The sequence below is a fragment of the Amycolatopsis benzoatilytica AK 16/65 genome, from assembly GCF_000383915.1.
GTDB lineage: Bacteria > Actinomycetota > Actinomycetes > Mycobacteriales > Pseudonocardiaceae > Amycolatopsis > Amycolatopsis benzoatilytica.
The window spans coordinates 7,677,370-7,703,775 of record NZ_KB912942.1 but is presented as its reverse complement, the minus strand read 5'-3'; the positions used below and the strand labels follow the sequence as shown (position 1 = coordinate 7,703,775).

The following is a 26,406-nucleotide window of genomic DNA, read 5'->3' as shown; positions in this document are numbered from 1 at the left end:
GCGAGGCCGAGCTGTACCCCCCGGTGGCCGGCGTGGCGCCCGGCGTGGTGCTGCCCGTCGGGGCGGAGCTGCCGTAACCCGATCCGCCCGAAGCGGAGGTGTCGTAGTTCGGTGCCATGACTTGCTTATCCCCCTAGGACGTCAGGCCTTGTTGCGGAACGGGTCACCCGCGGACTGGTCGATCTCGTGGTAGCGGGCCATCGCCGCGACGATGCCCTCCTCCGCGGCCTGGTACTGGCCGAGCAGGTTCTGCAGAGCGGAGGAGTACGAGTCGCCGCCGCCGTCGGCACGCTGCACGAACTTGGTCGCGATCGCCTGGCCGACCGGGTTCGCGCCCAGCTTCGGCGGCTGCGCGAGCGTGCCCGCGCTGTTCAGGAGAGCCTCGATCGCGTCCCGGCCGGTCCGGATCTTCTTCAGCACGGTCTGCGCCGCGTCGGGATCGATCCCGACCTGGCCGCTGACAGCGGCGTTCTTGAACGCCGCGGCATCCGCCGAGCTGCTGTTGCCCATCTGCCCTCTCTCCGTTCCCCCGCGCGAGCGGCCCGCACCTTGGCCGAGTCACCCGTCCGCATGGCAATCAGGTCTTCGCATAGGTTAACGCACCTGGTCGAGACCTATGACGCGATTTGCCGCATCCGGGTTCCCCCGCTTCGCCGGACGGCCGGCGAAGCGGGCCAACCGGGCTAACCGGAGGTGTAGACGTGCGGGTCCAGGGTGCCGATGTAGGGCAGGTCCCGGTAACGCTCCGCGTAGTCCAGGCCGTAGCCGACTACGAATTCGTTGGGAATATCGAAGCCGATGTACTTGACCGGCACCTCGACCTTCGACGCTTCCGGCTTGCGCAGCAGCGAGACGACCTCGAGCGAGGCCGGGTTCCGGCTCGCCAGGTTCTTCAGCAGCCACGACAGGGTGAGCCCGGAGTCGACGATGTCCTCGACGATCAGCACGTCCCGGCCGGCGATGTCGCGATCCAGGTCCTTCAGGATCCGCACCACCCCCGACGACGAGGTCGACGACCCGTACGAGGACACGGCCATGAACTCCAGCTGGGTGGGCACCGGAAGCGCACGGGCGAAGTCGGTCATGAACATGACCGCGCCCTTCAGCACGCCGACCAGGAGGAGGTCGCCTCGGCCGTTTTCCGGGTGGTCGGCAGCGATTTTCGCCGCCAGCTCCGCGATCTTGTCATTGATCTGCTGCTCGGTGATGAGCACGGAGGCGATCTCGCCCTCGTACACGGGTCATTCCCCTCGGGTGGTGGGTTCGGGTCCGGCAAGCGAAAGCCTGCCACGCCGCCGTCGAGCCTCCAAGTTGCCCGGCAGCCAGACTCCGCCTTGGCCGCGCCAGCGGGCCACTAGCGCGTCGGCCGAACGCAGATGCGCGTCGGTCAGCTCGCGGACCCCGGAGTCCAGCAGCCACCTGCGGAGAACCCGCCTGCGCAGGGCAGCGGGCTCCGCCGCGAGCACGGCCACATCGAGTTCGTCTTCGCATCTCGCGCGCTCGTACACCCGTGCGGCGAGTGTGTCCAACGCCTCGGTGTCCTCGCGCAGCTGAGCCGCCGTGCGCGCGAGCGCTGCGGAGACACCGCCCGACAAAACGTCTTCCAGCAACGGCAACGCTTCACTGCGTAGCCGCACACGCGTGAAGCGCGGATCGGCGTTGTGCGGGTCGTGCCACGGCTCGACACCAAGCTCTGCGCACGCTTGCAGGGTCTGTGCCCGCGTGATGCCGAGCAGGGGACGGCCCCACGGCGGATCGTGCGGACGCATTCCAGCCAGCGACCGTGGCCCAGAGCCCCGTCCGAGCCCGAGCAGCACGGTCTCGGCTTGGTCGTCCTGGGTGTGGCCGAGCAGTACGAGCCCTTCACCGTGCGGCAGTGCTTCGCGCAGCGCGTGATACCTAGCAGCGCGCGCAGCGGCTTCGGGACCGCCTTTGCCACTGACGTGCACTGCGTGCACCTCGGTCACGTCAATGCCGAGACCCTTCGCAACTGTCGCCGCTTCGGCCGCGACGGCTGCTGAAGCGGCTTGCAGGCCATGGTCGACGACGAGAGCGCGCGTCCGGACGTCACTGTGCCGAAGGACGTACGCCGTCGCCTCAGCCAGCGCGAGAGAATCTGCACCGCCTGAAACTGCGACGCACACTTCGCCGGGCATCGCGGCCGTCGAGAGGAAATCACGGACCGCTGTGCGGACCGCGGCGAGCGCGCTCACCCGTGCAAGCGCCGCACCCAGGACGCGGGGTCCGCGATCTCGGCGCGAGTCGGCAGCGTGTTCGGCGAACGCCAGACCTTGTTGAACCCGTCCATGCCGACCGCTTCCACCACGTGCCGGGTGAACTTCGCGCCTTCTTCGTACTGGCGGATCTTCGCGTCGAGGCCCAGCACGGCGCGCAGGATCCGGTCGAAAAGACCGCCGCCTTGGCGCCTGGCGGTGAACCGGGCGCGGATCTGCTCGACGCTGGGCACGACCTGCGGGCCGACCGCGTCCATCACGTAGTCCGCGTGCCCTTCCAGCAGCGTGGACAACGCCAGCAGCCGGTCGAACACCCGGCGTTCCTTGGGCGACTGCAACAACTCCGCGATGCCGGCTCCCTTGCCTCGCTGGCGCAGCGCATCGGGCAGCCGGCCGACCAGCTCGGCCAGACCGTCCGCGGAACTGTCCGCGAGACCGGACACCAGCCGCTCCACCTCGTCCGCGAAGTAGTCGCGCAGCCACGGCACCGCGGTGAACTGCAGCCGGTGCGTGCACTCGTGCAGGCAGACCCACAGCCGGAAATCGCGGGCGGGCACCTTCATCGCACGTTCGGCAGCCACCACGTTCGGCGCGACGAGCAGCAGCTCGCCCTGGTTCTCGCTGCCGCCGAACGGGTCGTACTGGCCGAGCACCCGGGAGGCGAGGAACGCCAGCACCACGCCGGTCTGCACGCCCGCGCCGGACGCCAGGATCGGCCCGAGCGGACCGGCCTGAGCCGCGGGCAGCGCCCGTCCGGTGAGAACGCCGAGGCCGGACGCCGCGGACCGGACCCAGCCCGGCCGGTCCACCACCGTGCCGGGCAGCAGCGGCAGATCCCGGCCGAGCCCGGTCAGCTCGCGGACGTGCTCCTCCGCCTCGGCGGTCAGCTCCCGCAGGTCGACCACCGCGCGGTCAGCCTCGCCGCGGGCGATCTGCGGGCCGCCGCGCACCAGCATCGCGCCGGTGGCGGCCGCGCGGTCCCAGTCGACCATCGGCCGCCGGGGGGTGTCGATTTCCTGGCTCACCCCTCCGACGCTACCTGCCGGTCGAGGGTTGCGTACCGCTCAACCAGACGGGTTCAGCGAGTCGGCTCAGTACCGGGCCGGCTCGGGTCGCCCGCGCGGGTCATTTGCAGCCGCAGCCCCGCAACGCGGTAGCCAGCGCGTCGAGCGCCGCCTGCCCGGAATTCTTGTCCGAGCCGTTGGACATGAACGCGAACGCGAGCACCCGGTTGTCGCTGTCGAGCACGTAGCCGGCGAGCGTGTTGACCCCGGTGAGCGTGCCGGTTTTGGCTCGCACCCAGCCCTTGCCCGCCTGGGTCGGTCCCGATTGGTAGCGGCCGGACAGCGTGCCGATCGGGCTGCCCGCGACCGGCAGCCCAGCCAGCAGCGGACGCAGCTTCGGCGTGTTCGGGTCCTTGCCGTCCGGACCCGCCGCGGCGGCGAGCACCTGCGCCAGCAGCCGGGCCGGGACCTTGTTCTGATTGGACAGTCCGCTGGTGTCGAACAGCTGCAGTCCGTTGACGTCGAAACCGTGGTCTGCCAACACCTTCTTCACCGCGGCGGACGCGCCGGCGAACGACGGGTCACCACCGGTGGCGATGGCGACCTGACGGCCGAGCGCGTCGGCGAGCACGTTGTCGGAGATCTGCAGCAGCGCGTAGGCGAGGTCCGGCAGCGGTGCCGACTGCACTTCGCCGAGCACTTTCGCGCCGTCCGGTGCCTTGCCGACGCCGCCGGAGGTCGCGCCGAGCTTGTCCGCGACGAGCTGGGTGACCGCGGTCGCCGGGTTGCTGGCGCGCATGGTCTCGTCGGCCTTCGGGTTGCCGCGGCCGCCGTCGGCCATCACCGGCACGATCGGCGCCCCGTACAGCGACGGGGCGTCGCCCGGTTCCCAGCCCGGGGCGGTGACCGGACCGCTGTAGGCGCTGACGTCGACCTGGACCTTCTTGATGTCGCCGCCGGCCTTCTTGACCTGGTTGACCAGGTCGTCGATGTGCGCCGCGCCCGGGTACAGCGGGGAATCGGTGCCGACCGGCAACGCGGTCAGCGTCGGGTCTCCGCCGCCGACGAGAACGACGGTGCCCGGCTGCGCGCCCTGAACGATCTTGGTGGTCAGCCGTTTGGTCGGATCCATCGCCAGCAGGGCGGCGGAGACGGTGAGGATTTTCGTGGTCGATGCCGGGGTCAGCGGCGTGTTGGACGAGTGGTCCCACAGCACGGTGCCGGTCGACGGGTCGATCACGCTGCCGCTGAGCTGTGCGAGCGCTCCCGCACCGGCCGGCCCGGAGAGCGCCGAGGAGACCCCGCTCGCCGACGCGCCTGGTCCGGAAGTGTCCGGGCCGTGCAGGGCGAGTGTCGCTTCGGCGGGTTCCGGGTCGCTGCCCTTCGGCGCGTTCGGCGCCCACGGCAGACCGAGCTTGTTGGCGACCGCGGGCACTGCCGAAGCACCCCCGGCGGCAGCCAGCACGAGCAACACGACGAGCGAGAGCACCAGCACCTTCCGGCGCGGCTTCTTCTCGCCGCCGCCAGCCGCCGGAGTGGCCCCGACCGGCGGTTCGGGCGGCGTTTCGTCGCCGGTGGCCTGCGGCGGGATCACCGCCGGGCTGGCGGACGGCTCAGGGTTCAGCCGCTGCTCAGCGCTCTGCGGCCGCTGGGCGGAGTCGGAGTACGGCTCGTCGGCGCGAGGGAACCCTTCGGGCGGACGGGGGAACCCGACGGTCGCCTCGGACAGCGACTGCGCCGAAGCCGGCCAGCCCGCCGGACGCGGGATGCCGATGGTCGCCTCCGCCGGCGACTGGCCGCCGGAGGGATCGATCCGCATCGGCCGGACCGCGCCGGAGCCGGCGGGCGGGACAGTGCCCGGCGCGGGCTCGGGCAGGCCGGGACGGACCGGGATCTCGATCCGCTGCGACCACGGCTCGGCCTCGGAAGCGCCGGAATGGCCGGAGGCGGCACTGCCGGGTTGAGCGGCGCTCTCGACGCCGGGCTGAGCGGCACCGGGTTGCCCCCCGGATCGGACGCCGGGCTGGTTCTGCTCGCCAGGGCGGCCGCGACCTTCCTCCTCGGCGTCGGGCCAGGCCGGTTCGGCCGCGGCGGACCCGGCGGCGCTTGCGAATGCGGCGCGGTTTTCGCTGGGCGAATCGGTCCGGGACGAGCCGGGGAGCTCGCTGCCAGCCGGGCGCTGACCAGCGCTGGAGCCGGGCTGGTTGCCGGAAGGACGCTGACCAGCACCAGACGCCGTGCCGGAAGCCGATTCGGCCGCGTCGGGCTCGCTGCGGAACGCCGTCCAGCCCTCCTTCGGCGGCTCGTCGCTCTGCTGGTCGTGCGCGACGGCCGGGCGGAACGCGGCCCAGCCCTGGTTGTTTTCGCCGGTCCCTGGGGTCTCGTCGTGGAACGCGGAGAACTCCTGCGAGGCGGTGGCCTCGGCGGGCGGCACCGACTGGAACGGCTTCCGCCCGGGTTCCTCGCCGGAACCGGCTGCGCCGGCTGGGTCGAACAACGAGTTGCCCGGTTTCCGCACCGGCTGCCACGCGGGCGAAGACTGCTGTGGAGCCGGGGGCTGACCCGCACGATCGCCCACCTGCGCCGAACCGGACGACGCCGGACCGCTCTGCTGCGGCTGGGCCGCGCCCGTCGACTGGGCCCGTACGGTCTGCTCGGCCGTCCCCTCGGCAGCGGCAGCCGCCTTGGCCGAGTCCGGTGCCCAGACCGGCTTCGCCGGCTCGGACTTGGCCGCATCCGGCCCGACCGCCCCTGCCGCCGTAGCCGTGTCCGCTGCCCACGAAGGCCCGCCAGCCGATCCAGCACGGCCCCTCGGGCCAGCCTGCACGGTCTTCTCCGCGTCCCCTTCGACGGAGGCCGCCTGGACCGTCGCCTCCGAGTCCGCGGCACCCGGTCGCGGCACGCCGGTCACGAACTGGGTCGGGCCCTCCACCGGTACCCACGGCGCCGATGGCTTCGGCTGGGCCGGTGCGGAATCCGGAGTGCCCGAAACATCCGGATCACGAGGTTCCGCCGGGGCGTTCAGGCCGGGCACCCGCTCCGCCGGGACACTCGGCCGGAACCAGGATCCGGGCCCGTCGCCCGGTGTGACATTTGGCACCGAAAGCTGCGCGGTGGCCCCCGCGTCGCGCTTGGGCAGGGGCAGGCGGGTCGTCGCCCGGTCCCCGGACGACGAGGTGTCCTCGTCCCCGGTCGGCCACGTTGGCTGATCGTTGTCCGGCACCCACTACTCCTTCTCACCCGCCCCCGAAGGGGCCAAGGTCACATGCCGTCTGGCCGACATCGGCGCGACCGGCCGACGGGGCGTAGTCCACACTAGTGACGTCAACGAGGTCATTACGGTTGCCGCCCGCGAGCGCGGGGACAACCGAGTATTCGAGAAGCAGCGAGGGCGGCCGTGGAATTCGACGTCACGATCGAAATCCCCAAGGGGGAGCGCAACAAGTACGAGGTCGACCACAAGACCGGTCGGATCAAGCTCGACCGGACCCTGTTCACGGCGACCCAGTACCCGGCCGACTACGGCTTCATCGACGACACGCTCGGCCAGGACGGCGACCCGCTCGACGTGCTCGTGCTCGTCCAGGAGCCGACGTTCCCGGGCTGCCTGATCCGCTGCCGCGCGATCGGCATGTTCCGGATGACCGACGAGAAGGGCCCGGACGACAAGGTCCTCGCCGTTCCGACGAACGACCCGCGCCTTGAGCACCTGCGGGACATCCACCACCTGAACGAGTTCCACAAGCTGGAGATCCAGCACTTCTTCGAGGTGTACAAGGACCTCGAGCCGGGCAAGAGCGTCGAGGGCTCGTCCTGGGTGAGCCGCGCCGAGGCCGAGGCCGAGATCGCCCGCTCCTACGAGCGCGAGACGGACCGCCTCGCCAAGGAAGAGATCAACGGCGAAGCGCACCACTGACGCATCGCGAAAAAAGGGCCGTCCACCTGCGAGGTGGACGGCCCTTTGGCTATTCCGGGGTCAGCCGGCCAGCGCCAGCTCGCTCGCTTCCTGCTCGGCGCGCTGCTGCATCGCCGACTTGTCCGACAGCGGCTTCTCCCGCAGCAGCCAGACCAGGGCGAACCCGACGGTCAGCACCGCGCCGCCGATCAGGAACACCGTGCTCATCGAGCTGGAGAAACCCTCCAGGATGGGCCGGGCCAGCACCGGGTCGAGCTTCGACAGGAACGAGGTGTCGTTCACGTCGAGCCCGCCGCCTGCCATCTGCCGCGCGAACTCCGGGTGCTGTGCCAGCGCCGCGACGTAGGCCGGCGAAGCCATCGCCGAGCGCACCGCCGAAGCGATCCGGTCGCCGACCGTGCTGAACAGGATCGACAGGAACACCGCGGTGCCCGCCGTGCCGCCGATCTGCCGGAAGAACGTGACCGACGAGGTCGCGACCCCGATGTCCCGGGGCGAGACGTCGTTCGTGGCGGCCAGGGTCAGCGTCTGCATGGTCGAGCCGAGGCCCAGTCCGAGCACGAACGCGATGGCCATGACCACGCCGAGCGCGGTGTCCACGCCGATCATCGAGAACGAGTACACCGCCGCGGCCATCAGGCCGAGTCCGGCGACCGCGAAGCCCTTGTACCGGCCGGTGCGGGCGATGATCCGTCCGCTGCCGAGGCTCGCGACCATGATCCCGAGGGTGAGCGGCAGCATCTGCAGCCCGGCCTGGGTCGGCGTCGCGCCCTTGACGATCTGCAGGTACAGCGGCAGCGACATCATCGCGCCGAACATCCCGATGCCCTGGATCACGGTCACCATCGTCGACACCCGGAAAACCCCGTTGCGGAACAGCCGCAGCGGCAGCAGGGCGGCGTCGCCCATCCGGCGTTCCTGCAGGATGAACAGGGCCACGCCGAGCGCGCCGACCAGGTACATCGCCAGCGACGCGGGCGAACCCCAGCCCCATCCCCGACCCTGCTCGGCGACCAGCAGCAGCGGCACCAAGCCCAGCGTCAGCGCTCCGGCGCCGAGGAAGTCGACCTTCTGGTCCACCCGGGTGTGCGGGAGGTTCAGCACCTTGCTCACCACGACCAGCGCGGCGAGCGCGATCGGCACGTTCACCATGAACACCCAGCGCCAGCCGGTGAGGCCGGCGAACGAGTCGAGGCCGGCGAAGAATCCGCCGACGACCGGGCCGGCGACGCTCGAGACGCCGAACACGGCCATGAAGTACCCCTGGTAACGGCTGCGCTCCCGGGGCGAGGTGATGTCGGTGATGATCGCCAGCGCGAGCGACATCAAACCGCCTGCGCCGAGGCCCTGGAACGCGCGGAACGCGGCCAGTTCGTACATGGATCCGGCCATCGCGCTCGCCAGCGAACCGGCGAGGAACAGCGAGATCGCGGTCAGGTACATCGGCTTGCGGCCGAAGAGGTCGGACAGCTTGCCGTACAGCGGCGTGGAAAGCGTCGCGGTGATCAGGTAGGCGGTGGTGGCCCAGGCTTGCAGGCTCTGTCCGTGCAGTTCGTCGGCGATGGTCTTCATCGCCGAGGACACGATGGTCTGGTCGAGGGCCGCCAGGAACATGCCGAGCATCAGTCCGGACAGAACAGTGAGGATCTGCCGGTGTGAAAGCCGTCCGTTCGTGGTGGCGCCCCCTTCCGCGGTGGCGGTGTCGCTCATGGTGGTCTCCCTCAGTGCCGGAGTAGTTGCTTGCATCTATCAACTACTTGCTCGCCACAACCATTCCCCAAAAGCTTGCATTCATCAAGCAAATAAAGGTGTGACGCTAGTCTCCCGGGCGACGATGTCGAGAACGCGGGACCGGCTCCGTCCCCGGCACGACCAGGTCGACGACCGCACTGAGGGAGAATCACGATGGCCAAGTACCTGCTGCTCAAGCACTACCGCGGCGCGCCGGCTTCGGTGAACGACGTCCCCATGGACCAGTGGACGCCCGAAGAGGTCACCGCCCATATCCAGTACATGCGCGACTTCGCGAAGCGGCTGGAAGAGACCGGTGAGTTCGTCAGCGAGCAGGCGCTGTCCTCGGAAGGGACGTGGGTCCGCTACGACGGCGAGGGCCGCCCGCCGGTCACCGACGGCCCGTTCGCCGAGACCAAAGACGTCATCGCGGGCTGGATGATCATCGACGTCGACAGCTACGAGCGCGCGCTCGAACTGGCCGGCGAGCTGTCCGCGGCTCCCGGTGCGGGCGGCAAGCCGATCCACGAGTGGCTCGAACTGCGTCCTTGCTACGGCGTCAAGCCCTCGGTGACCGAATGAACGAGGAGTTGCTGCGGGAACTCGTGCCCGCGGTGATCGGCATCCTCGTCCGGCGCGGGGCGGATTTCGCGTCGGCCGAGGATGCCGTGCAGGAAGCGCTGATCCGCGCGCTGGACGCGTGGCGGGACGATCCGCCGCGCGATCCGAAAGCGTGGCTCATCGCGGCGGCGTGGCGCCGGTTCCTCGACGCGACGCGGGCGGAAAGCTCGCGCCGGGGAAGGGAAGTCGCGGTGGACGCCGAACCGCCGCCCGGCCCGGCGTCCGCAGTCGACGACTCGCTCCAGCTCTACTTCCTCTGTGCGCACCCCTCGTTGACGCCGTCGTCCGCCGTCGCGCTGACGCTGCGCGCGGTCGGCGGGTTGACGACGCGACAGATCGCGCAGGCCTATCTGGTGCCGGAAGCGACGATGGCGCAACGGATCAGCCGGGCGAAGCGCACTGTGTCGAGCGTGCGGTTCGACGCTCCCGGAGACGTCGCGACCGTGCTGCGCGTGCTGTACCTGGTCTTCAACGAGGGCTACTCCGGAGACCTGGACATGGCCGCCGAAGCCATCCGGCTGACCCGTCAGCTCGCCGCCGGATTCGACCATCCCGAGGTGGCCGGGCTGCTCGCGTTGATGCTGCTGCACCACGCCCGGCGCGCCGCCCGGACCACCCCGGACGGCAACCTGGTGCCGCTCGCCGAACAGGACCGGAGCGCGTGGGACACCCGGCTGATCGCCGAGGGCGTCGACCTCCTGCAGGCCGCGCTGGCCCGCGACCAGCTCGGCGAGTACCAGGCACAAGCCGCCATCGCCGCGCTGCACGCCGACGCGTTGACCGCGGAGGAAACCGACTGGGTGCAGATCGTCGAGTGGTACGACGAACTCCTCGCCCTCACGGGCAGTCCGATCGTGCGGCTCAACCGCGCGGTCGCGGTCGGCGAGGCGGACGGAGCGCGGGCCGGGCTGAAGGCGCTGGCCGAACTGGACGACAGCCTGCCGAGGTACCACGCGGTCGCGGCCTATCTGCACGAGCGCGACGGCGATCTCGCGACGGCCGCGCGGCTGTATCGGGAGGCGGCGGAAAAGGCGCAGAACCTCGCCGAGCACGCGTACCTGACCCGCCAAGCCGCCCGGCTCAACACCCAGCGGAAACAGTGAAGGGGCCGCCCGTCCGGACGGCCCCTTCGAACGCGGATCAGTCGGTGTAGCCGGGGATCGGGAACGGCTGCAGGAACTCGCGGATCTCCGCCGCGATCGCGTCCAGCGCGCTGTCCTGCTGCGCGGCCGCGGCGGTGACCGTCCGGTCGATCCAGTCCGCGACCTGCACCTGGTGCTCCGGCTTGAGCCCGCGCGTGGTGATCGCGGAGGTGCCCAGCCGGATGCCGGACGGGTCGAACGGCTTGCGCGGATCGAACGGCACGGTGTTGTAGTTGAGCTCGATGCCCGCACGGTCCAGCGCCTGCGCGGCGGGCTTGCCCGGCACGGCCTTGTTGGTGAGGTCGATCAGCAGCAGGTGGTTGTCCGTGCCGCCGGACACCAGGTCGTAGCCACGCTCGACGAGCGCCTCGGCCAGCGCCTTGGCGTTCGCGACGATCGTGTGCGCGTAGTCGGAGAAAGACGGCTGCTGCGCCTCCCCGAGCGCGACCGCGATGGCGGCGGTGGTGTGGTTGTGCGGGCCGCCCTGCAGGCCCGGGAACACCGCCTTGTCGACTGCCTTGGCGTGCTCCGCGTCGGACAGGATCATCGCGCCGCGCGGACCGCGGAGGGTCTTGTGCGTGGTGGTGGTGATCACCTGCGCGTGGCCGACCGGCGACGGGTGCGCGCCGCCCGCGATCAGGCCGGCGATGTGCGCGATGTCGGCGACCAGCACCGCGTCGACCTCACGGGCGATCTCGGCGAACGCCGGGAAATCGATGGTGCGCGGAATGGCCGTGCCGCCGGCGAAGATCAGCTTCGGCCGGTGCTGCCGGGCGAGGTCGCGGACCTGGTCGAGGTCGACCCGGCCGGTCTCCTTGCGCACGCCGTAGCGGACCGGGTTGAACCACTTGCCGGTCGCCGAAACGCTCCAGCCGTGGGTGAGGTGGCCGCCGTCCGGCAGCGCCATGCCGAGCACGGTGTCGCCGGGCTGCGCGAAGGCCAGGTACACCGCGAGGTTCGCCGGAGAGCCGGAGTACGGCTGGACGTTCGCGTGGTCCGCGCCGAAAACGGCCTTCGCGCGCTCGATCGCCAGCTGCTCGATCTGGTCGATGTACTGCTGGCCCTCGTAGTAGCGCTTGCCGGCGTAGCCCTCGGAGTACTTGTTGGTGAGAACGCTGCCGGTGGCTTCGAGCACCGCCTGCGAAACGTAGTTCTCGGAGGCGATCAGACGGATCTTGTCGTGCTGGCGTTTCGCCTCGTCCTCGACGAGACCGGCGATCTGCGGATCCGCCGCGGAGAGCGCGGACAGGGCGGGCTGGTGTGTCATGGGCGTACTCCGGCTCTGCTTTGGCCATCACCCAGGCGCGCGGTGCCGGCCTCGTCGTCGCTCCCCGGTGGTGCTCCACCTCTTGAATGGCGCCAGTCGCAGCTGCGATGGGCAGTCTAGTGCACCCATCGCGCCGCGTCCGGCCGCTGGGAACTGCTTTTAGAGAGGCTTGACGCTGCCGCCGTGCCGCCGGGCGAGCTCCTGGTAGATCCCCGCGTTGTGCTCGACCCACATCCGTGCCGAATCGGTGAGCGGCACGAACTTCTTCGCCGGGCTGCCCATCGCGATCACCTCTTCCGGCACCTCGGTGCCCGGAGTGACCGTCGAACCGGCCGCGACGAGCGAGCGCGCGCCGATGACCGCACGGTCCAGCACGGTGGAACCGTTGCCGATCAACGCCTGCTCGCCGACCGTGCAGTCGTGCACGAGGCACTGGTGGCCGACCGTCACGTTGCGGCCCACCTCGGTGAGTTCGGCTCCGGAGTGGATCACCGAGTTGTCCTGGATGTTCGCGCCCTCGCGGATGACGATCGGGCCGAAGTCCGCGCGGATGACCGCGCCGTACCAGACCGAAGCGTCCTTTTCGACGGTCACGTTGCCGATCAAGGTGGCAGTGGGGGCGATCCACGCGTCCGGGTGGACCTGAGGGCTGACGCCCTCGAAGGAGAACAGAGGCATGCCGGAAGCGTAAGCGGCGTCAGCGGTATCCGGCGAAGCAGAGCGCCTCGACATCGCCGCGGAGGCCGGCGAACGACTGCGGCCGGACCCGCTGCTGCACGACGGCGCCGAGCAGGTAGTTGAGCAACGCGCGGGCCCGGGCGCGCGGGTCGTCGATGCCCAGCGGAGCGAGAAGTTCGACCAGCAGCTCAGTGATCGACGTGAGCATCGCGTCGATCGCCTGCGGATGCTGCGCACGACCGGCCGCGATCCAGTACTCGAACCACAGGAACGCCCCGCGCGGATTGCCGGCGAACTCGGCGAGGTACGCCTCGGTGACCGCGAAGAGTCGCTCGCGCGGGTGGTCGTGCTTCTCCGCGACCTTGCGCAGATCAGCGGCGAAAGTGTTGATGTGCGCGGCCATCGCCCGGTCGATGAGCACATCGATGTCGGCGAAGTAGTAATGGATCGCGCTCTTGGTGAGCGGACCGGCGTCGGCGATCGCGCGCACCGTGCAGCCGGCCAGGCCCTCCCGGGCGAGGACCATGCGGGCCGCCTCGACAATCTGTTCCTGCTTCTGCTGCTGGTTGGGCGACAGCTGGGTGCTGCGGCCGGGCACGGCGCTCACGGTGATCCTCGTTACTTAGTCCAGGACGGCAGCCCTGAATCCTAGGCCAGCCGTCCCGACCGTGGCGGCCGGGTGAAAAACCGGATTGGCCACCCCGGTCCGGGCAGCGGACAATGCCCGACATGGTGATCTCAGGGGACAAGGGGCTCAGCGAGGCGGCACGCCGCCAGCTGGAGAAGGAAATCGCGGACCTGCGCGCGCAACGCGAAGCACTCTCGCCGCAGCCCGGCGAGCAGGAACGCACGGGGGACGCCGCCGACCAGGCGGACGTGATCGACCGCGCCGAAGCCGCGGCTCGGCTGGACCGGCAGATCGCTGAAGTCTCCGCGAAGCTGGAGCACGGCGCCTACGACAGCTCGCTGCTGCCGGACGGCACGCTCGTGTCGCTGCGGTTCGCGGACGGTGACGAGGAAGCCTTCACGATCGTGACGCTGCCTGGCGAGAACGCCGACGCGATCACTTCGGACAGCCCGCTCGGCATGGCGCTGGCCACCGCGAAGGCCGGCGAAGAGATCAGCTACCGCACGCCGCGCGGCCAAGCCACTGCGACCGTGCTGAAGCTGACGCTGCCGTCCGACTGACCACAAAGGACGGCGAAGGGCCGTCCCGGCACCCCGGGGCGGCCCTTCGCCGTTTTCACTTGTCCGCGTTGGCGACGGTTTCCGCCCGGTAGGCGAAGACCCCGTCGGTTTCGACCGCGACGTGCCAGCCGTCGCAGACCTTGTTCATCCGCTGGTGCTCGGCGTTCGGCCACCAGCTCGCGGTCAGCGTCGGCGGCTTCGTTTCGGCCGGCCCCGGCTGGCAGGCGCCAGGCAGGTCGGCACCGCCCGCTTGGTACCGCAGGAGCCGCTCCGACCCGGTGGTGCGGATGACCTCCTTGACCGAATGGGCGTCATCGGGCACCCACGAGGGAAGCCGGGCCGCCGCGTCGTCCTTACCGGCTTTCCCGGTGTCGTAGGAAACTTCCTTCACATGGCCGTTCGAGGTCTCCTTGAGCGAGTCGTCCACCCCGCACGCCGAGACCGTGGCCGCCGCGGCGATCGCCGCCGCCAGGACCGCCACCTTGCCGCTCGCGTTCTTCATGGCTCCCAGTCAATCCGGGACGAACCGCGCGGGCATCGTCCGTCTGGCCCGGACCCCCGGCCATGCGGCTGATTTCTCCCTCGCCCGGGCTCGCTCGGTCGAGTGAACTTGGGCGCCCCGACTTCCCCGCCGAACACCGTCCGACGGGTGCGCGCGAGCATCCGACGGCCGCCCCTGCGGCACCAGCGGATACCCCGGGCCAGCTTGGTCAAGTTCTCGCGGCACCTCCCCGAAAGGGTGAACCTGAGGACGACGCGCCGCTCGCGAGCAAGGCGGCTTAGACACCCAGTGAGACATCCACGACATAAATCAGGCCCCATCCGGAAGCGTCCGGATGGGGCCTGACCTGGGAGCCGCCTGGGGGAATCGAACCCCCGACCTATTCATTACGAGCGGAATTCGTCACTTTTTGACCTTGGCCGCAAGGCTCTGACCTGCACGTCCACCGTCCTCGAACGTCCGTGTACGTCCGGGGTTAGTCACCCTGATTGTCACCCACTTAGTCACCCACCCCGAGCGGAAAGAGGCTGGAACAGCGGAGAGTGGAGCACGCCCCCTCTCCCCGCTGTTCCAGCCTCTTTTCGCTGCTCAGTGACTAGAGAGACATAGTAGTAGTGTGGGAGAAATGCTGTCACCAAAGGTGTCACTCACCTGTCACACCTAAACCCGCAGGTCAGAGGTGGTGGAGTGACAGAGTGACAGGTGTGACAGTCTCGACACCTCCCAGGTGTCACTCCCCCAAAACGCGGGGCCATACCTCCGAGTCAACCCGCCTCCGAAAACCGGCCCCCAGAGCACCTAGGACGGTTCCGCGGGTACAACCACACCATGCTCGTCCAGTTCGGCTGCGTACGGCGCTCTCAGAGCGCGCGATCAGGCCGGTTGCGACGGCTCAGCTCCCCGCTGGAAGCCGCTGGCTTGAGGATGGACCGATGGGCCGGTGCGGCGGTTCAGCCGTGCTGCACAGCGTTGGATGGCTGCTCGCCCCTCAGAAACGCGGCGACCTGCTGCGCAGCCACCTCGTAGCACAGCCGGTTGGTTCCAGGAACGGTCCGCGCGGAGTGAGGACTGATCACAGCGCCCCGCTGTGCCCACAGTGGATGATCGTCCGGGAGGGGTTCCGGGTCGGTCACGTCGAGCGCCGCGCGCAAGCGTCCCGACGCCAGCTCGGCAAGCAACGCGTCCGTGTCGACGATCTGGCCACGACCGGCGTTGACCAGGAGGGCGTTGTCGTCCATCAGTTTCAGGAACCGCGGGCCGACCAGGCCCCGCGTCGCCTCCGTCAACGGTGCCGTGATCACCACAATGGCGTGTCCCGAGACAATTTCCGGCAACGCTTCTGCCCCAAGGACGTCACCCCGGCCACGCGAGGCGACAAGTGTGGATTCCACCCCGAACACCTTGAGGCGGCGCGCGACCTCTCCACCGATTGCGCCAGCACCGACAACGAGCGCTTTCTTGCCCGCCAAAGTGTCCGCCTCAAATTGGCGGTGCGCCCACATGCCTTTGTCCTGAAATCGAATAAGTGCAGGCCATTGACGAAACTGCGTAAGCACGGCCGACAAGACCCATTCGGAGACAGGGCCAGCGTGCGCGCCCCGCGCAGTCGCAAGCACTATCTCGCTGGGCACGTCTCGCGACCATTCATCAGCCCCCGCCGACAGGAGTTGCACCATCCGAAGAGACCCAAGTTGCGCGAGTAGCCGAATGGGTCGATGACTGCCGCGATACGGCGGCAGCAGGACAGCGGCATCCGATTGGCCCGACGTCAGTTCCGCAACGTTCGGGTCATACGGCACAACTTCGACGCCCGGAAGACTGCCAACGACGCTATGTCCGACAACGTCGTCCGTCTCGTCACTTACGAGAATCTTCACCTCGGCAGGCATCATTTCCCTTTGCCATTCAATGTGAGCTGGTCAATAAGCTGTCGCGCCTGCGCAGCCATGACTCCGCCAGAGACGGAATTGTCAATAACAACATGCGGAACTGGCGGACGAAACTCGACGTTGACGCCTTTCATGTACGCCTCCCAGTCGGCAAGCTTCGTGGCGTCACGTGGCGCATTTCGATGCCGCACGTACGTGTGCATCGTGTCAGCATCACAATAGACCCACACGATCGTCAATTGAGCACCGAGATTACGGCACAGCAATTCGCGCTGCCGAATCCAGCTTTCATCCGCAAATTCACGAATAAATGGAGCAGTGACGATCGCATTGTTCCCGCATTGCAGGTTCTCCGCCATAGCTTCAAGTAGCGAGTCATACTCAGCTGGCCTGATCTTGCTCAGATATGTTTCCGATTCCCGGTCGTTTCGCGATAGCCCCTGCATTTCAAGGGCCGTCTCGACCACAAACCGCGTCAGGGTGTCCTTGTCGAGCATGGGCCACCCTGTCTCGCGCGCCAGGATGCGCCCCAGTTCTGTCTTCCCGCTGCCAGCGTAGCCACCGATCATGACCACCTGTGGCACTACGGGCCGGACCTCGCTAGAGGCCTCCTGGGCTGGGGCATTCACAGTGCGGGCCGCCCTCGGCTTGCTCACCACCAACCCCTTCTTGGCTAGCAAGTCCATGGCTTCGTTGATCGTGAAGACGCTCACGTCCCACTCGCGCGCCAGCTCGCGAGAAGACGGCAGGCGCTGCCCGTGCCGGAGGCGGCCGGCCTCAATGTCGTTCTCAACGTTCCGGGCGATCTGCTGCGCGAGCGGCTCAGACCTGGCCACTGGAGACCTCGGGCGCGACATGCGAACTCCTCGCCGGGCTCTCGCCCATCGGTTCAACTGAACGGTCACCGTATCAAACCGCACGGAGGAACACCAGATGGTAGACACCACCGCCCCGGTCCGCGAGACCGTCGTCTTCACCTACACCCCGGCGGAGCTGAACCGCCTGATCTCCCGCGAGCTCTGCGGCCGCCTGCACGAGCTCGGCATGTCGCTGATGTCCAACGCCGCGTTCCTGCTGGCCAACGACACCGTGCCGACCGCGGTCAAGCGAGACCGCGCCCGCGTCTACCTCGACGTCGCCGCGCAGCTGCGACTGCTGGCCATCGACGAGCTGGACGGCATCGCCTGGGGCACCCGGTGAACCCGCGCAACCGCCGGCAGACGGTGACCACGGTGTTCGACGGCCGCACGCACCACGCGTGCCTGTGCCGCGGGGAGCGGGACGGGTTGCCGGTGTTCGGGTGGGGCGAGGCCCCCTCGACCCTGCTCACCCGCGCCCAGCTGCGCGAGGTCGGGTTGCGGCCCAACGGGCAGGACCCGTTGGCGCTGCTGGTGTTCCGCCACCACCAGCCCTTCGCCCGGGAGACCGTGGCGGAGCTGTTCTCGGTGGAGCTGGCCGCGGTCAAGCGCACCGCCGCGCCGGGGCAGCTGGACCACGCGATGGAGGCCCGCCGCACCTGCGTGGACTGCGGGCAGGTGCAGGACTACTGCGTGCCGACCAGCACGCGGCAGTGCTGGACCTGCTTTGAGGGCGAGCAGGCCGACCGGGTGGGGGTGGCCGCGTGAGCCAGAACGACTCCGGCGCGTGGCACAGCCGCGTGCAGGCCGAACAGGAAGCGATCGAGCGTGCGCGCCGCGAGGCCGCCGCCAAGGAGGGGAACCGATGACCAGCTACCTCAAACTCGACACCTACGTGTTCGACGGCTCCGGCCTCGCCGCGGTGAACTGCGACCTCGACGTCAACGGCACGCGAGTTTCGATCACGCGGCCGTTCGTCCAGATCGGCCCGCACCTCGCGGTCATCCCGGGCATGTCCGCTGACGGCAACAGCATCCGCATCCGCCTCGACATGTGGACCGCGATGAACTTCGGCCACAACGGGCCGATCACCGTGCTGCCGCTGAGTACGCCCAGCCAGGCCGCCGCCGTTGCCGCGGCTCGGGCGTTCGAGGCGGACCCGTCGATCACCTGGTCCGCGCCGCTCGACCAGCTCACCGCGTGGTGCCAGCGCTGGGCCGCCGACTTCAACGCGGCGAAGGGTGGTGAGCGCACGTGAACACGTTCGAGGTGTTGCAGGAGCGCGGAACCCTCGCCCTGCTCCGGTTCGCCGGAACGGTGTGCTTGTTCCTGGTCCTGCACCTGCTGCGGATCCCGCTGGTGGTTTGCGAGCGGATCTTGGCCGGTGTGCTGGTCCGGCTGGACCAGGCCGCCACCCGGCAGGCGTCCCGGCCGCCGCGGCGGCGCGTGAACCAGTTCTTCCCCCACGNCTTCCCCACTGGGCAGGAGGTGCCCCGATGAACGTGCAGCGTGAGCAGCGGACCCGCCTGGAGCAGGNCATGGAGTGGGCCGTCTGGCACTTCGGTGAGCTGGCCTTCACGGTCGGACCGCTGGTCCTNGCCNTGGTGTTCACCCCGTGGTTCGCCCTGGTGGCCGCGGTCGTCGCCGCAGGGTGGGCGGCGCACGAGATCCGCGACCACCGCCAGCAGAACCGCCTGAAGACCGAAGCGGCCGAGCGCAAGCAGCTCCCCGCGCCGCCGACCACCACCGACGAGACGACCGACCACGAGAGCCGGGAGGTGACCCGATGAGCTGGGCAGACGAGCGCCGCGCCACCCGCGCGGCGGAGGCGGAAATCCAGCGGCAGGACGCGAACGCCGCGCTGGACCGCAAGCTGCGCGCGCAGAGCGCAGTGGCCGACCAACGCCGGATCGACGCCGCTGCCGCGGTCAAGCTGGCCGACCAGCGCCGCAAGAACCGCCAGGCCAACCGGAAAGCCGCGCGGAAGGCGGTCACGGGGTGGCTGTCGGCGAACCGGGTCCGGCTGCCGATCTACCTGCTCGCCCTGGTGTCGGCGGGCATGGCCGTCCCGGCGATGGCCGGTTACGGCGTCGGTGTCTACGGCAACGCCACCGGTGCACCGCTCCCGGCGCTCTCCGAGCTGGGCATGTGGGCGTTCGCGTTCGCCGTGGAGGTCACCCGCCACCGCCACCCCGAGCGGCCGGTGTGGGCGTTGCAGCTCGGCACGTGGCTGTTCGCCGCCGTCGGGTTCGGCCTGAACGTCGTGCACGGCCTGGGCCGCGGGTGGGACGCGGCGGTGGTGATGGGCATCGTGTCCGTCGCCGGCGTCATCGCCCACCAGCTCGCCGTGGCCTCGCCGCCGCGGTCGGCGGCGGAGCGGGCCGCCGCCCGGATCGAACGCAAGACGCTGCGCAAGGTCGCCAAGGTCCGGGCCGCCGCCGTCCGGACCGCGGTCGCCGAACTCGACGGCGACGGCAACGCGCGGCTGGTGTTCACCCCGGGCCGCTACACCCTCGACGGCCGTCGACTCGCCGCCGTGGTCGACCCGGACACCCACGCCGCCGACGTGCTCGACGAGGAGATCGCCGCGTTCTTCGCCGAGCATGACCAGGCCCCGCGGGCCGATGACGGCCCGATCGTCGACGCCCCGGTGTTGACCCTCGATCCGCCTGCCGACCAGCCGAAATCGACCCGCAAGCCCCGGCCGCCGCGCGCACCGAAGACCCGGTCGATCGAGGACCTGCGCGCCGCGTTCACCGCCGCGATCGACAACCCCGACGTGGCGATCAACCCGAAGTCGGCGGAGTCGATCCGCAAGACGCTGCACTGCGCGCCGAAGTTCGCCCGCCGGCTGCGTGACGAGCACGCCAACCCCAACCGCAAGTGAGCCGGAGGACCTGATGAACGACAACACCGAGCAGACCCCGGCCGCCGGCGAGCTGGCCACCGTCCANCACCTNCCGGTCNNNCNGGAGCANGGCGAGGTGATCGANGGCGAGATCGTCACCGACGAGGAGTACGCGCGACTCACGTCGCAGAAGGCGCGGGCGATCGCCCGCTACCGCGGCTACGGCCGCGACGTGGTGACCGTCGCCCGCGCCACGCGCAACGCGGTCGCGCACGAGAGGACGAAGACCGCGTTCCGGCACGGCATCGCGTACCCCGCCGCCGGGGTCAAGGTGGTCGTGACGCGGTGGCGGGACACGCACGGCGCGAACCGCTACGAACGGATGATGCGCGCCGCGGAAGCCGCGGGCGANCACGACAAGCTGTTGGAGTGGGAGGCCCGNGACGTGGCGGAGAAGCAGCGCCGCCACGACCGGACCATGGATTGGCTGCGCGCCCCGGGTCAGTGGATCAAGGCNGCCGTCATCGGTTCCGTTGGTGTGACTGGGTTTCTGCTGGTCCTGGGCATCATCCTGGCGATCAACGACGGCGAGATCGGCGAGATCCTGACCCCGATCACGGCGGTGTTCGACGCGGTCGCNTTCGTNGTGTGGTTCCTGACCANCTACGGGGTGTTNCTGCTGGTCGNNGGNACNGNNGTGGGNGTNGGCTACCTGTACCAGCAGGGCCGCACGCACGGGGAGATGCCGCAGTGGCTCGCCCCGCCCGTCGACGGCGACGCGATGGACGAGCTGCCGGACGAGAACACCATCCTCAACGCGCTGAAGAACCTGAACATCGCGGGGTTCAACCGCGCGGTGAAGGACGGGTGGCGGATCAAGTTCATCGACCCGCCGCACAAGGACGGCAAGGGATGGCGCGCGCAGGTGGCGCTGCCGCCGGCGTGCCCGGTGGAGGAGATCGTCAAGCGCAAGACCACGTTGGCGCACAACCTGGTCCGCTACCCGCGCGAGGTGTGGCCGACCGAGCCGCAACCGTCCGTTCTGGACCTGTGGGTGGCCAAGCCCGGCGCGCTGTCTGGGCCGGTCGACCCGTGGCCGCTGCTGGCCGACCTGGACAACGCCACCGCCGACTACTTCACCGGCGTCCCGGTCGGGGTGACGCTCAAGGGCGACGTGGTGCGCGGTCGGCTGTTCGAGGCGAACTACGCCCTGGGCGGCATGATGGGCTCGGGGAAGTCCACGCTGGCGATCAACCTGGTGCTGGGCGCGATGCTGGANCCGGTGGTGGACATCGACGTCGTGGTCATGGCGGAGAACACCGACTACGAGCCGATGNNNCCGCGGCTGCGNACGCTCACCACGGGNGCGGGNGACGAGACCGTGGACGCGTGCCTGAACCTGCTCTACGAGCTGTANGACGACCTTTCGGTGCGGGGTAAGGCNCTCAAGGCGCACGCCACCGACCGCGCGGTGACNCGNGCACTGGCCGAAAAGGACGGACGGCTGCGCCCGCGGGTGGTGGTGATCGACGAGTGCCAGAACCTGTTCATGGGCAAGAACGGCACGAAGGCGATCGAGGTCGCGTCCAAGCTGATGAGCACCGCCCGCAAGTACGCCATCACGCTGATCTTCCTCACGCCGGAGCCGTCGAAGGACGCGCTGCCGCGCAAGATCACGTCGGTGGCCAGCAACAAGGCGTGCTTCGCCATCGGTGACCAGATGGCCAACGACGCGGTTCTCGGNACCGGTTCGTACAAGGCGGGCATCTCCGCAGTGGGGCTCACGCCGAAGACCGACGAGGGTCCCGGCGACGTCGGCACCTGCATGGCGCGGGGCTTTACCGCGAAGCCCGGCCTGCTGCGGTCGTTCTACGTCTCGCCCAAGGACGCGCACGCGGTCACCAAGCGCGCCATGGTGCTGCGCGAGCAGACGGCGCTTCCGGCCGCCGACGCCCCGGCGGAGTCGGCCGGTCCGGTGGACCACCTCGCCGCCATCGCGGACGTGCTGGGCACCGAAGCGCGGATGCGCACGCAGGAGGTGTTGCAGCGGCTGACCGAACGCGACCGCGGCACCTACGGCGAGTGGACTCACAGCGACCTGCACGACGCGCTGCCGGAGTCGGCCAAGCCGTACAAGACCGGCGGAGTCATGCAGGTCTCCGCCGCCCGCGTCCGCGACGCCATCGCGGAGCGTGACGGAGAGGGCGAGTTGGACGGCGACGAGACCGAGGGAACCGAGTAAGGGAGGCCGCGAGATCCGGGGAGTTCTCCCTCACCGCCTCCCCGGACCTGCCTCCCTCACCTGACCAGCACCGACCCTGACCAGGGAGGCAGGGGACCCGCCCCCGCAAACCCCCTGATCACGGCCCGAAACCACCACCTGAACACCCCGCGACGCGGCTCCCTCCCAGGACACCGCGCCGGCCGACCCTACCCAAAAACAGGCACACACAGTCACCGACGACGGGAGACGTGATGAGCAGCAAACCGCTCGTGCACCGCGGCAGCAGGTCGTGGTGGTCCGGCCGGATCACCACCTTGTGCGGCCTGGTGCTGGAGCCCGGCGAGGCCCGCTCGCCCTGGTTCACCAACCCGAAGTGCCCGACCTGCGAAGCCGTCCACCAGCTCACGAAAGGCCACTGACCACGATGGACACCCGCGAGTTTGACCTGTACTCGATCCTCGCCGTCACGCACCGCCTGCCGTCGAACGCGTTGCCGTTCCGCACGATCCTCGCCCACATCACCCGTCGCGAGCTGGCCGCGATGCCCGGCGCGGGCGTCTCGGCTCTGACGGTCGGGGCGGAGTGCCGGGCGTGGCTGCTGGAGCAGCACCCGCGGCTGCGGGATATCCCGCTGCCGCCGGACTTCCACGACGACGAAGCCGCGATGGACGCGTGGGCGGACGAGCAGGCCGCGCGGCTGGGAGTCGACCGGCTGCCCGTCGCGCCGCTGCCCGAGGGCACCCCGCTGCGCACGTCGCTGGGAGACCTGCTCGACGTCATCGCCCGCGCCCGCGGCGGACTCGACGACGTCGCGGTCGCCGACCCGGCCGCGCCGGACTTCGGACTCGGCAACCCCGACCACGACCACCCGCAGGAGGACCGATGAGCACGACCACAGTGGACGCCGCACTCGACGCGGCCGGCCGCGGCTGGCACGTCTTCCCGCTCCGCCCCGGCGGCAAGCGCCCCGCCGGGCACGCCGAAGACGGCTGCCCCGGCACCGGGCGGTGCGCCGGTGGGCACCGCACCTGGGAGCAGCGCGCCACCACCGACCCGGACAAGATCCGCGCCGCGTGGACCCACGCCCCCTACGGGATCGGCATCGCGACCGGCCCGTCCGGGCTGTGCGTGCTCGACCTCGACACGCTCAAGCCCGGCGAGGGCGTACCCGCGCGGTGGGCCGCCGCCGGGGCGCGGTGCGGGGAGGACGTGCTCGCCGTCGTCGCCGACGAAGCGGGCGAGGAGCTGCCCGGGGACACCCTCACCGTCCGGACGCCCTCGGGTGGGCTGCACCTGTACTACCGCGTCCCGGCCGGTGTGGTCCTGCGCATCACCAGCGGGGAGCGCGGGCAGGGGCTCGGGTGGAAGGTCGACACCCGCGCGTGGGGCGGCTACGTCGTCGCCCCGGGCACGGTCACCGACGCCGGCCGCTACGGCTACGTGTGGGACGGCGCGGTGGCGGAGCTGCCCGGCTGGCTGGTCGAGCGGCTCACCCCCGCCCCGCTGCCCGCCGCGCCGGTGGCACCGATCCGCCCGGCCACCGGTCGGCGCTCCCGCTACCTCGACGTCGCCGTCCGGGCGGAGGCGGGCAAGGTCGCCGACGCCACGGACGGCCGCAACGCGACCCTCTACGCCGCCGCCGTCGCACTTGGGCAGCTGGTCGCCGGGGACGCGCTCACCGAAGACGAGGTGCGCGCGGCGCTGATGACCGCCGCCGGACGCCACATCGGCACGCGCCGGTTCAGCGCGCGCGAGGCCGAAATCACGATCACGTCCGGCCTGCGGGCCGGTGCCAAGCGACCCCGGAAGGTGGCCTGATGACCCGCACCAGCACGCAGATCCTCGAAGGTTTCGCCGGCCCTGGCGGCTGGTCCCAGGGCCTGCGCGACGCCGGTCACATCGGAACGGCGATCGGCATCGAGCATGACGGGGACGCCTGCGCCACGGCGACCGCCGCCGGGCACACCCGGGTCCAGGCCGACGTGGCCGCCACCGACCCGTGCCAGTTCGGGCCGGTGGACGGCCTGGTCATGTCGCCGCCCTGCCAGGCCTGGTCCATGGCGGGCAAGCGCGGCGGTGAGCGGGACCGCGACGCCGTCTTCGCCCGCATGACCGCGTTCGCCCGCGGCCGCCGCCCGGCGGAACACCAGTGGGCCGACGCGCGGTCCGCGCTCACCGCGGAGCCGATGCGGTACGCCCACGCCCTGCGTCCCCGCTGGATCGCCCTGGAGCAGGTGCCGCCGGTGCTGACCCTGTGGCAGCACGCGGCCAGCCTGCTGCGGGAGCTGGGCTACCGGGCCTGGTGCGGTGTACTGGCCGCCGAACGCTACGGCGTCCCGCAGACGCGCCGCCGCGCGATCCTGATCGCCCGCCGCGACGCCGCGCCCGCGACACCGCCGGAGCCGACCCACCAGGAGTACCGCAGCGGCAGGGAGTTCGACTCGGACGCGGACCTGTTCGGCAGCCTGCTGCCGCCGCCGGTGTCCATGGCCGACGCGCTCGGCTGGGGCCTGGCCGAACGTCCCGCCTGGACGGTCACCGCCGGGGGAACCGACACCGGCGGGGCGGAGGTGTTCGGCAACTTCCGCAACCGCCAGCAGCTGGCAGCGCTCGCCGACCGGCAAGCGGACGTGGTGCTGCGGTCGAACTACACCGACGGCGGTGACCTGGCCACCAGGACCACCCGCACGCCGGACGAGCCCGCGACGACGATCACCAGCAAGGTCGGGCACTGGGTGATGCGCAACGGCTCCCAGGACAACGCCTGTGTCCGGGGCATCGACGAGCCCGCCGGAACGATCTTCTTCGGCCGCGCGGCCAACGCGGTCGAGTTCCTGGAGTACGACGGGCAGGGCCGCCGCCGGGTCAGCGTCGCCGAAGCCGGTGTCCTGCAAGGGTTCCCCGTCGACTACCCGTGGCGCGGCACCAAATCAGCCCAGTACCGCCAGGTCGGCGACGCCGTGCCGCCGCCACTGGCCGCCGCGATCCTCGCGCCGCTGCTCGCCCATGCCGCGAACCCGGCCCACGCCGCGGCCTGACCCTGCACCACGGAGGTAACCCGCCATGACCACGCCCCGGCCGCTGGCCGCCGTCCCGACACCGCCCGCCCGCCGCACCCGGTGGACCGATGCGGAGCTGATGCGAGAGGAGTTCCCACCGGTCAAGTGGGCCGTCCCCGGCCTGCTCGCCGAAGGGGTCAACCTGCTGGCCGGTGCGCCGAAGCTGGGGAAGTCATGGATGTCCCTCGGGCTCGCCGCGTCCATCGCGAACGGCGAACCCGCGCTTGGCTCGATCGCAGTGGAGCGCGGCCCGGTGCTCTACTGCGCGCTGGAGGACACCGGCCGCCGGTTGCAGCGCCGCCGGCGTCAGCAGATCGCCGCGGGTGGCCGCCCGTCGCCGCTGCTGACCCTGGAAACCTCGTGCCCCACCATGAACGCCGGTGGGGACGAGGTGCTCCGGGAATGGCTGGAGGAGAACCCGACGGCGCGGCTGGTCATCATCGACACGCTGCAGAAAATGCGCGGCCCGGTGCTGCCCGGCGCGTCCGCCTACGCCTCCGACTACGCCGCGGGCACCCGGTTCAAGGAGATCGCCGACCACTACGGCGTGCCGTTTCTGCTCATTCACCACGTCCGCAAACAGGACGCTGACGACTGGCAGAACCTGGTGTCCGGAACCGCCGGGCTCACCGGCGCCATGGACGCCACCCTCGTGCTCGAACGCGCCCGCGGGCAAGCCGATGGCGTGCTGCATGTGACCGGCCGCGACGTCGAAGAAACCGACTACGCCATGACCTTCGACTCCCACGCCGGCGCCTGGACCAAGCTCGACGGCCCCGCCGCCGACCACCTGGTCGCCGACACCCGCGCGGACATCCTGCGCGTGCTGCGCGAACACGGCCCGCTCAAGCCCGCCCGGATCGCCGAAGCCCTCGACGCCAGCCCGGACAACATCCGCAAGACCTGCTCCCGCATGGCCGACGCGGGACAGCTGCACAAGACGCCCGGTGGCACCTACAGCGCGCCCGGCGACAGGGACCACGGGGACACCGCCGGGGTGTCACACCTGTCCCCGCTGTCCCCCGACAGCACCTGACCAGCGCAAACAGGTGTGACAGCGGGGAGGGACACCTCCGCAGCTGTCACACCCCCGGCGCGGGAGCGACACCCGTGACCACCCCACCACTGTCACACCTGTCACTCCGTCACTCCACCCCGTCTGACCAGGCCAAACCGGAGTGACACCCCGAGTGACACCTACCGAGAGGAGCACCCGTGTTCATCGCCTCCACCGACCTGCAGCACG

The 26,406-nt window shown here is 70.3% G+C and carries 26 protein-coding genes and 1 riboswitch; of the genes, 14 read left to right on the top strand and 12 right to left on the bottom strand.

Translation table 11 applies throughout. The annotated features are described in order from the left end of the window. Positions 1 to 141 precede the first annotated feature (141 nt). The 5 genes from AMYBE_RS0135995 to dacB all read right to left on the bottom strand — a co-directional run bounded on the left by AMYBE_RS0135995 (position 142) and on the right by dacB (position 6,461). Positions 142 to 510 (bottom strand): hypothetical protein, encoded by a 369-nt coding sequence (locus AMYBE_RS0135995; protein WP_020664244.1) that lies wholly within the window; start codon positions 508 to 510, stop codon positions 142 to 144. Between the two features lie 173 nt (positions 511 to 683). After that, a complete protein-coding gene (gene hpt, locus AMYBE_RS0135990) occupies positions 684 to 1,238 on the bottom strand; it encodes a hypoxanthine phosphoribosyltransferase (protein ID WP_020664243.1) in 555 nt (184 codons plus the stop codon). A 3-nt stretch (positions 1,239 to 1,241) separates the two neighbouring features. Then, a complete protein-coding gene (gene tilS, locus AMYBE_RS0135985; RefSeq protein WP_211227045.1) occupies positions 1,242 to 2,156 on the bottom strand; it encodes a tRNA lysidine(34) synthetase TilS in 915 nt (304 codons plus the stop codon). 53 nt (positions 2,157 to 2,209) lie between these two features. Beyond that, positions 2,210 to 3,226 carry a zinc-dependent metalloprotease gene (locus tag AMYBE_RS0135980; RefSeq protein WP_034287540.1) on the bottom strand — a complete coding sequence of 339 codons (1,017 nt, stop codon included), beginning with the start codon at positions 3,224 to 3,226 and terminating at the stop codon, positions 2,210 to 2,212. A 133-nt stretch (positions 3,227 to 3,359) separates the two neighbouring features. Next, on the bottom strand, positions 3,360 to 6,461 hold the full coding sequence (dacB, locus tag AMYBE_RS46500; protein ID WP_020664240.1) for a D-alanyl-D-alanine carboxypeptidase/D-alanyl-D-alanine endopeptidase: 3,102 nt from the start codon (positions 6,459 to 6,461) through the stop codon (positions 3,360 to 3,362). A 174-nt stretch (positions 6,462 to 6,635) separates the two neighbouring features. On the opposite strand from dacB, the gene AMYBE_RS0135970 reads away from it, so the two are divergent. Next, entirely contained in the window at positions 6,636 to 7,154 is a 519-nt protein-coding gene (locus tag AMYBE_RS0135970; protein ID WP_020664239.1) for an inorganic diphosphatase, read from the top strand. A gap of 60 nt (positions 7,155 to 7,214) precedes the next feature. On the opposite strand, the gene AMYBE_RS0135965 is transcribed toward AMYBE_RS0135970, so the two are convergent. After that, a complete protein-coding gene (locus AMYBE_RS0135965; protein ID WP_020664238.1) occupies positions 7,215 to 8,864 on the bottom strand; it encodes an MDR family MFS transporter in 1,650 nt (549 codons plus the stop codon). Positions 8,865 to 9,059: 195 nt separating this feature from the next. Here AMYBE_RS0135965 and AMYBE_RS0135960 point away from each other — a divergent pair, with 195 nt between their 5' ends. Continuing rightward, positions 9,060 to 9,467, top strand: coding sequence for a YciI family protein (locus AMYBE_RS0135960; RefSeq protein WP_020664237.1), 408 nt, complete (start codon positions 9,060 to 9,062; stop codon positions 9,465 to 9,467). Further along, on the top strand, positions 9,464 to 10,609 hold the full coding sequence (locus AMYBE_RS0135955) for an RNA polymerase sigma factor (protein ID WP_020664236.1): 1,146 nt from the start codon (positions 9,464 to 9,466) through the stop codon (positions 10,607 to 10,609). The genes AMYBE_RS0135960 and AMYBE_RS0135955 overlap by 4 nt, the downstream gene beginning before the upstream one ends. Before the next feature lie 37 nt (positions 10,610 to 10,646). On the opposite strand, the gene AMYBE_RS0135950 is transcribed toward AMYBE_RS0135955, so the two are convergent. The 3 genes from AMYBE_RS0135950 to AMYBE_RS0135935 form a co-directional block, all read right to left on the bottom strand. Beyond that, a complete protein-coding gene (locus AMYBE_RS0135950) occupies positions 10,647 to 11,915 on the bottom strand; it encodes a serine hydroxymethyltransferase (protein WP_020664235.1) in 1,269 nt (422 codons plus the stop codon). A 22-nt stretch (positions 11,916 to 11,937) separates the two neighbouring features. Continuing rightward, positions 11,938 to 12,025: riboswitch (ZMP/ZTP riboswitch) on the bottom strand. Positions 12,026 to 12,074: 49 nt separating this feature from the next. Further along, positions 12,075 to 12,593: a gamma carbonic anhydrase family protein gene (locus tag AMYBE_RS0135940; protein WP_020664234.1), complete on the bottom strand. Its 519-nt coding sequence runs from the start codon at positions 12,591 to 12,593 to the stop codon at positions 12,075 to 12,077. 19 nt (positions 12,594 to 12,612) lie between these two features. Continuing rightward, positions 12,613 to 13,200 (bottom strand): TetR/AcrR family transcriptional regulator, encoded by a 588-nt coding sequence (locus AMYBE_RS0135935; protein WP_020664233.1) that lies wholly within the window; start codon positions 13,198 to 13,200, stop codon positions 12,613 to 12,615. A 122-nt stretch (positions 13,201 to 13,322) separates the two neighbouring features. Between AMYBE_RS0135935 and AMYBE_RS0135930 the strand changes: the two genes are divergently transcribed. After that, positions 13,323 to 13,781: a GreA/GreB family elongation factor gene (locus AMYBE_RS0135930; RefSeq protein ID WP_027928379.1), complete on the top strand. Its 459-nt coding sequence runs from the start codon at positions 13,323 to 13,325 to the stop codon at positions 13,779 to 13,781. Between the two features lie 55 nt (positions 13,782 to 13,836). On the opposite strand, the gene AMYBE_RS0135925 is transcribed toward AMYBE_RS0135930, so the two are convergent. The 3 genes from AMYBE_RS0135925 to AMYBE_RS0135915 form a co-directional block, all read right to left on the bottom strand. Then, a complete protein-coding gene (locus AMYBE_RS0135925) occupies positions 13,837 to 14,283 on the bottom strand; it encodes a hypothetical protein (RefSeq protein WP_020664231.1) in 447 nt (148 codons plus the stop codon). A gap of 950 nt (positions 14,284 to 15,233) precedes the next feature. Continuing rightward, positions 15,234 to 16,172, bottom strand: a complete 939-nt coding sequence (locus AMYBE_RS0135920) for an NAD(P)-dependent oxidoreductase (protein WP_245573322.1) — start codon at positions 16,170 to 16,172, stop codon at positions 15,234 to 15,236. Next, on the bottom strand, positions 16,172 to 17,008 hold the full coding sequence (locus AMYBE_RS0135915; RefSeq protein WP_020664229.1) for a P-loop nucleotide/nucleoside kinase family protein: 837 nt from the start codon (positions 17,006 to 17,008) through the stop codon (positions 16,172 to 16,174). The genes AMYBE_RS0135920 and AMYBE_RS0135915 overlap by 1 nt, the downstream gene beginning before the upstream one ends. Positions 17,009 to 17,105: 97 nt before the next feature. Here AMYBE_RS0135915 and AMYBE_RS0135910 point away from each other — a divergent pair, with 97 nt between their 5' ends. The 10 genes from AMYBE_RS0135910 (at position 17,106) to AMYBE_RS0135850 (ending at position 26,196) form a co-directional block, all read left to right on the top strand. Beyond that, complete coding sequence (locus tag AMYBE_RS0135910) at positions 17,106 to 17,372, top strand: hypothetical protein (protein WP_020664228.1); 267 nt, start codon at positions 17,106 to 17,108, stop codon at positions 17,370 to 17,372. Beyond that, positions 17,369 to 17,797: an RRQRL motif-containing zinc-binding protein gene (locus tag AMYBE_RS0135905; protein WP_020664227.1), complete on the top strand. Its 429-nt coding sequence runs from the start codon at positions 17,369 to 17,371 to the stop codon at positions 17,795 to 17,797. The genes AMYBE_RS0135910 and AMYBE_RS0135905 overlap by 4 nt, the downstream gene beginning before the upstream one ends. Before the next feature lie 97 nt (positions 17,798 to 17,894). After that, positions 17,895 to 18,287, top strand: coding sequence for a hypothetical protein (locus AMYBE_RS0135895; RefSeq protein WP_020664225.1), 393 nt, complete (start codon positions 17,895 to 17,897; stop codon positions 18,285 to 18,287). A 528-nt stretch (positions 18,288 to 18,815) separates the two neighbouring features. Next, positions 18,816 to 19,916, top strand: coding sequence for a hypothetical protein (locus AMYBE_RS0135880; protein WP_020664222.1), 1,101 nt, complete (start codon positions 18,816 to 18,818; stop codon positions 19,914 to 19,916). A 13-nt stretch (positions 19,917 to 19,929) separates the two neighbouring features. After that, positions 19,930 to 22,119 carry a zonular occludens toxin domain-containing protein gene (locus tag AMYBE_RS42985; RefSeq protein ID WP_020664221.1) on the top strand — a complete coding sequence of 730 codons (2,190 nt, stop codon included), beginning with the start codon at positions 19,930 to 19,932 and terminating at the stop codon, positions 22,117 to 22,119. Positions 22,120 to 22,352: 233 nt separating this feature from the next. Beyond that, entirely contained in the window at positions 22,353 to 22,520 is a 168-nt protein-coding gene (locus AMYBE_RS45545; protein ID WP_020657266.1) for a hypothetical protein, read from the top strand. Positions 22,521 to 22,525: 5 nt separating this feature from the next. Next, a complete protein-coding gene (locus AMYBE_RS0135865) occupies positions 22,526 to 22,987 on the top strand; it encodes a hypothetical protein (protein ID WP_020657267.1) in 462 nt (153 codons plus the stop codon). Next, complete coding sequence (locus tag AMYBE_RS0135860; protein WP_020657268.1) at positions 22,984 to 23,919, top strand: bifunctional DNA primase/polymerase; 936 nt, start codon at positions 22,984 to 22,986, stop codon at positions 23,917 to 23,919. The genes AMYBE_RS0135865 and AMYBE_RS0135860 overlap by 4 nt, the downstream gene beginning before the upstream one ends. Beyond that, positions 23,919 to 25,139 carry a DNA cytosine methyltransferase gene (locus AMYBE_RS0135855; RefSeq protein WP_020664220.1) on the top strand — a complete coding sequence of 407 codons (1,221 nt, stop codon included), beginning with the start codon at positions 23,919 to 23,921 and terminating at the stop codon, positions 25,137 to 25,139. Before AMYBE_RS0135860 ends, AMYBE_RS0135855 begins: the two co-directional genes overlap by 1 nt. Before the next feature lie 25 nt (positions 25,140 to 25,164). Continuing rightward, on the top strand, positions 25,165 to 26,196 hold the full coding sequence (locus AMYBE_RS0135850; protein ID WP_020664219.1) for an AAA family ATPase: 1,032 nt from the start codon (positions 25,165 to 25,167) through the stop codon (positions 26,194 to 26,196). The last annotated feature ends 210 nt before the right edge of the window (positions 26,197 to 26,406 follow it).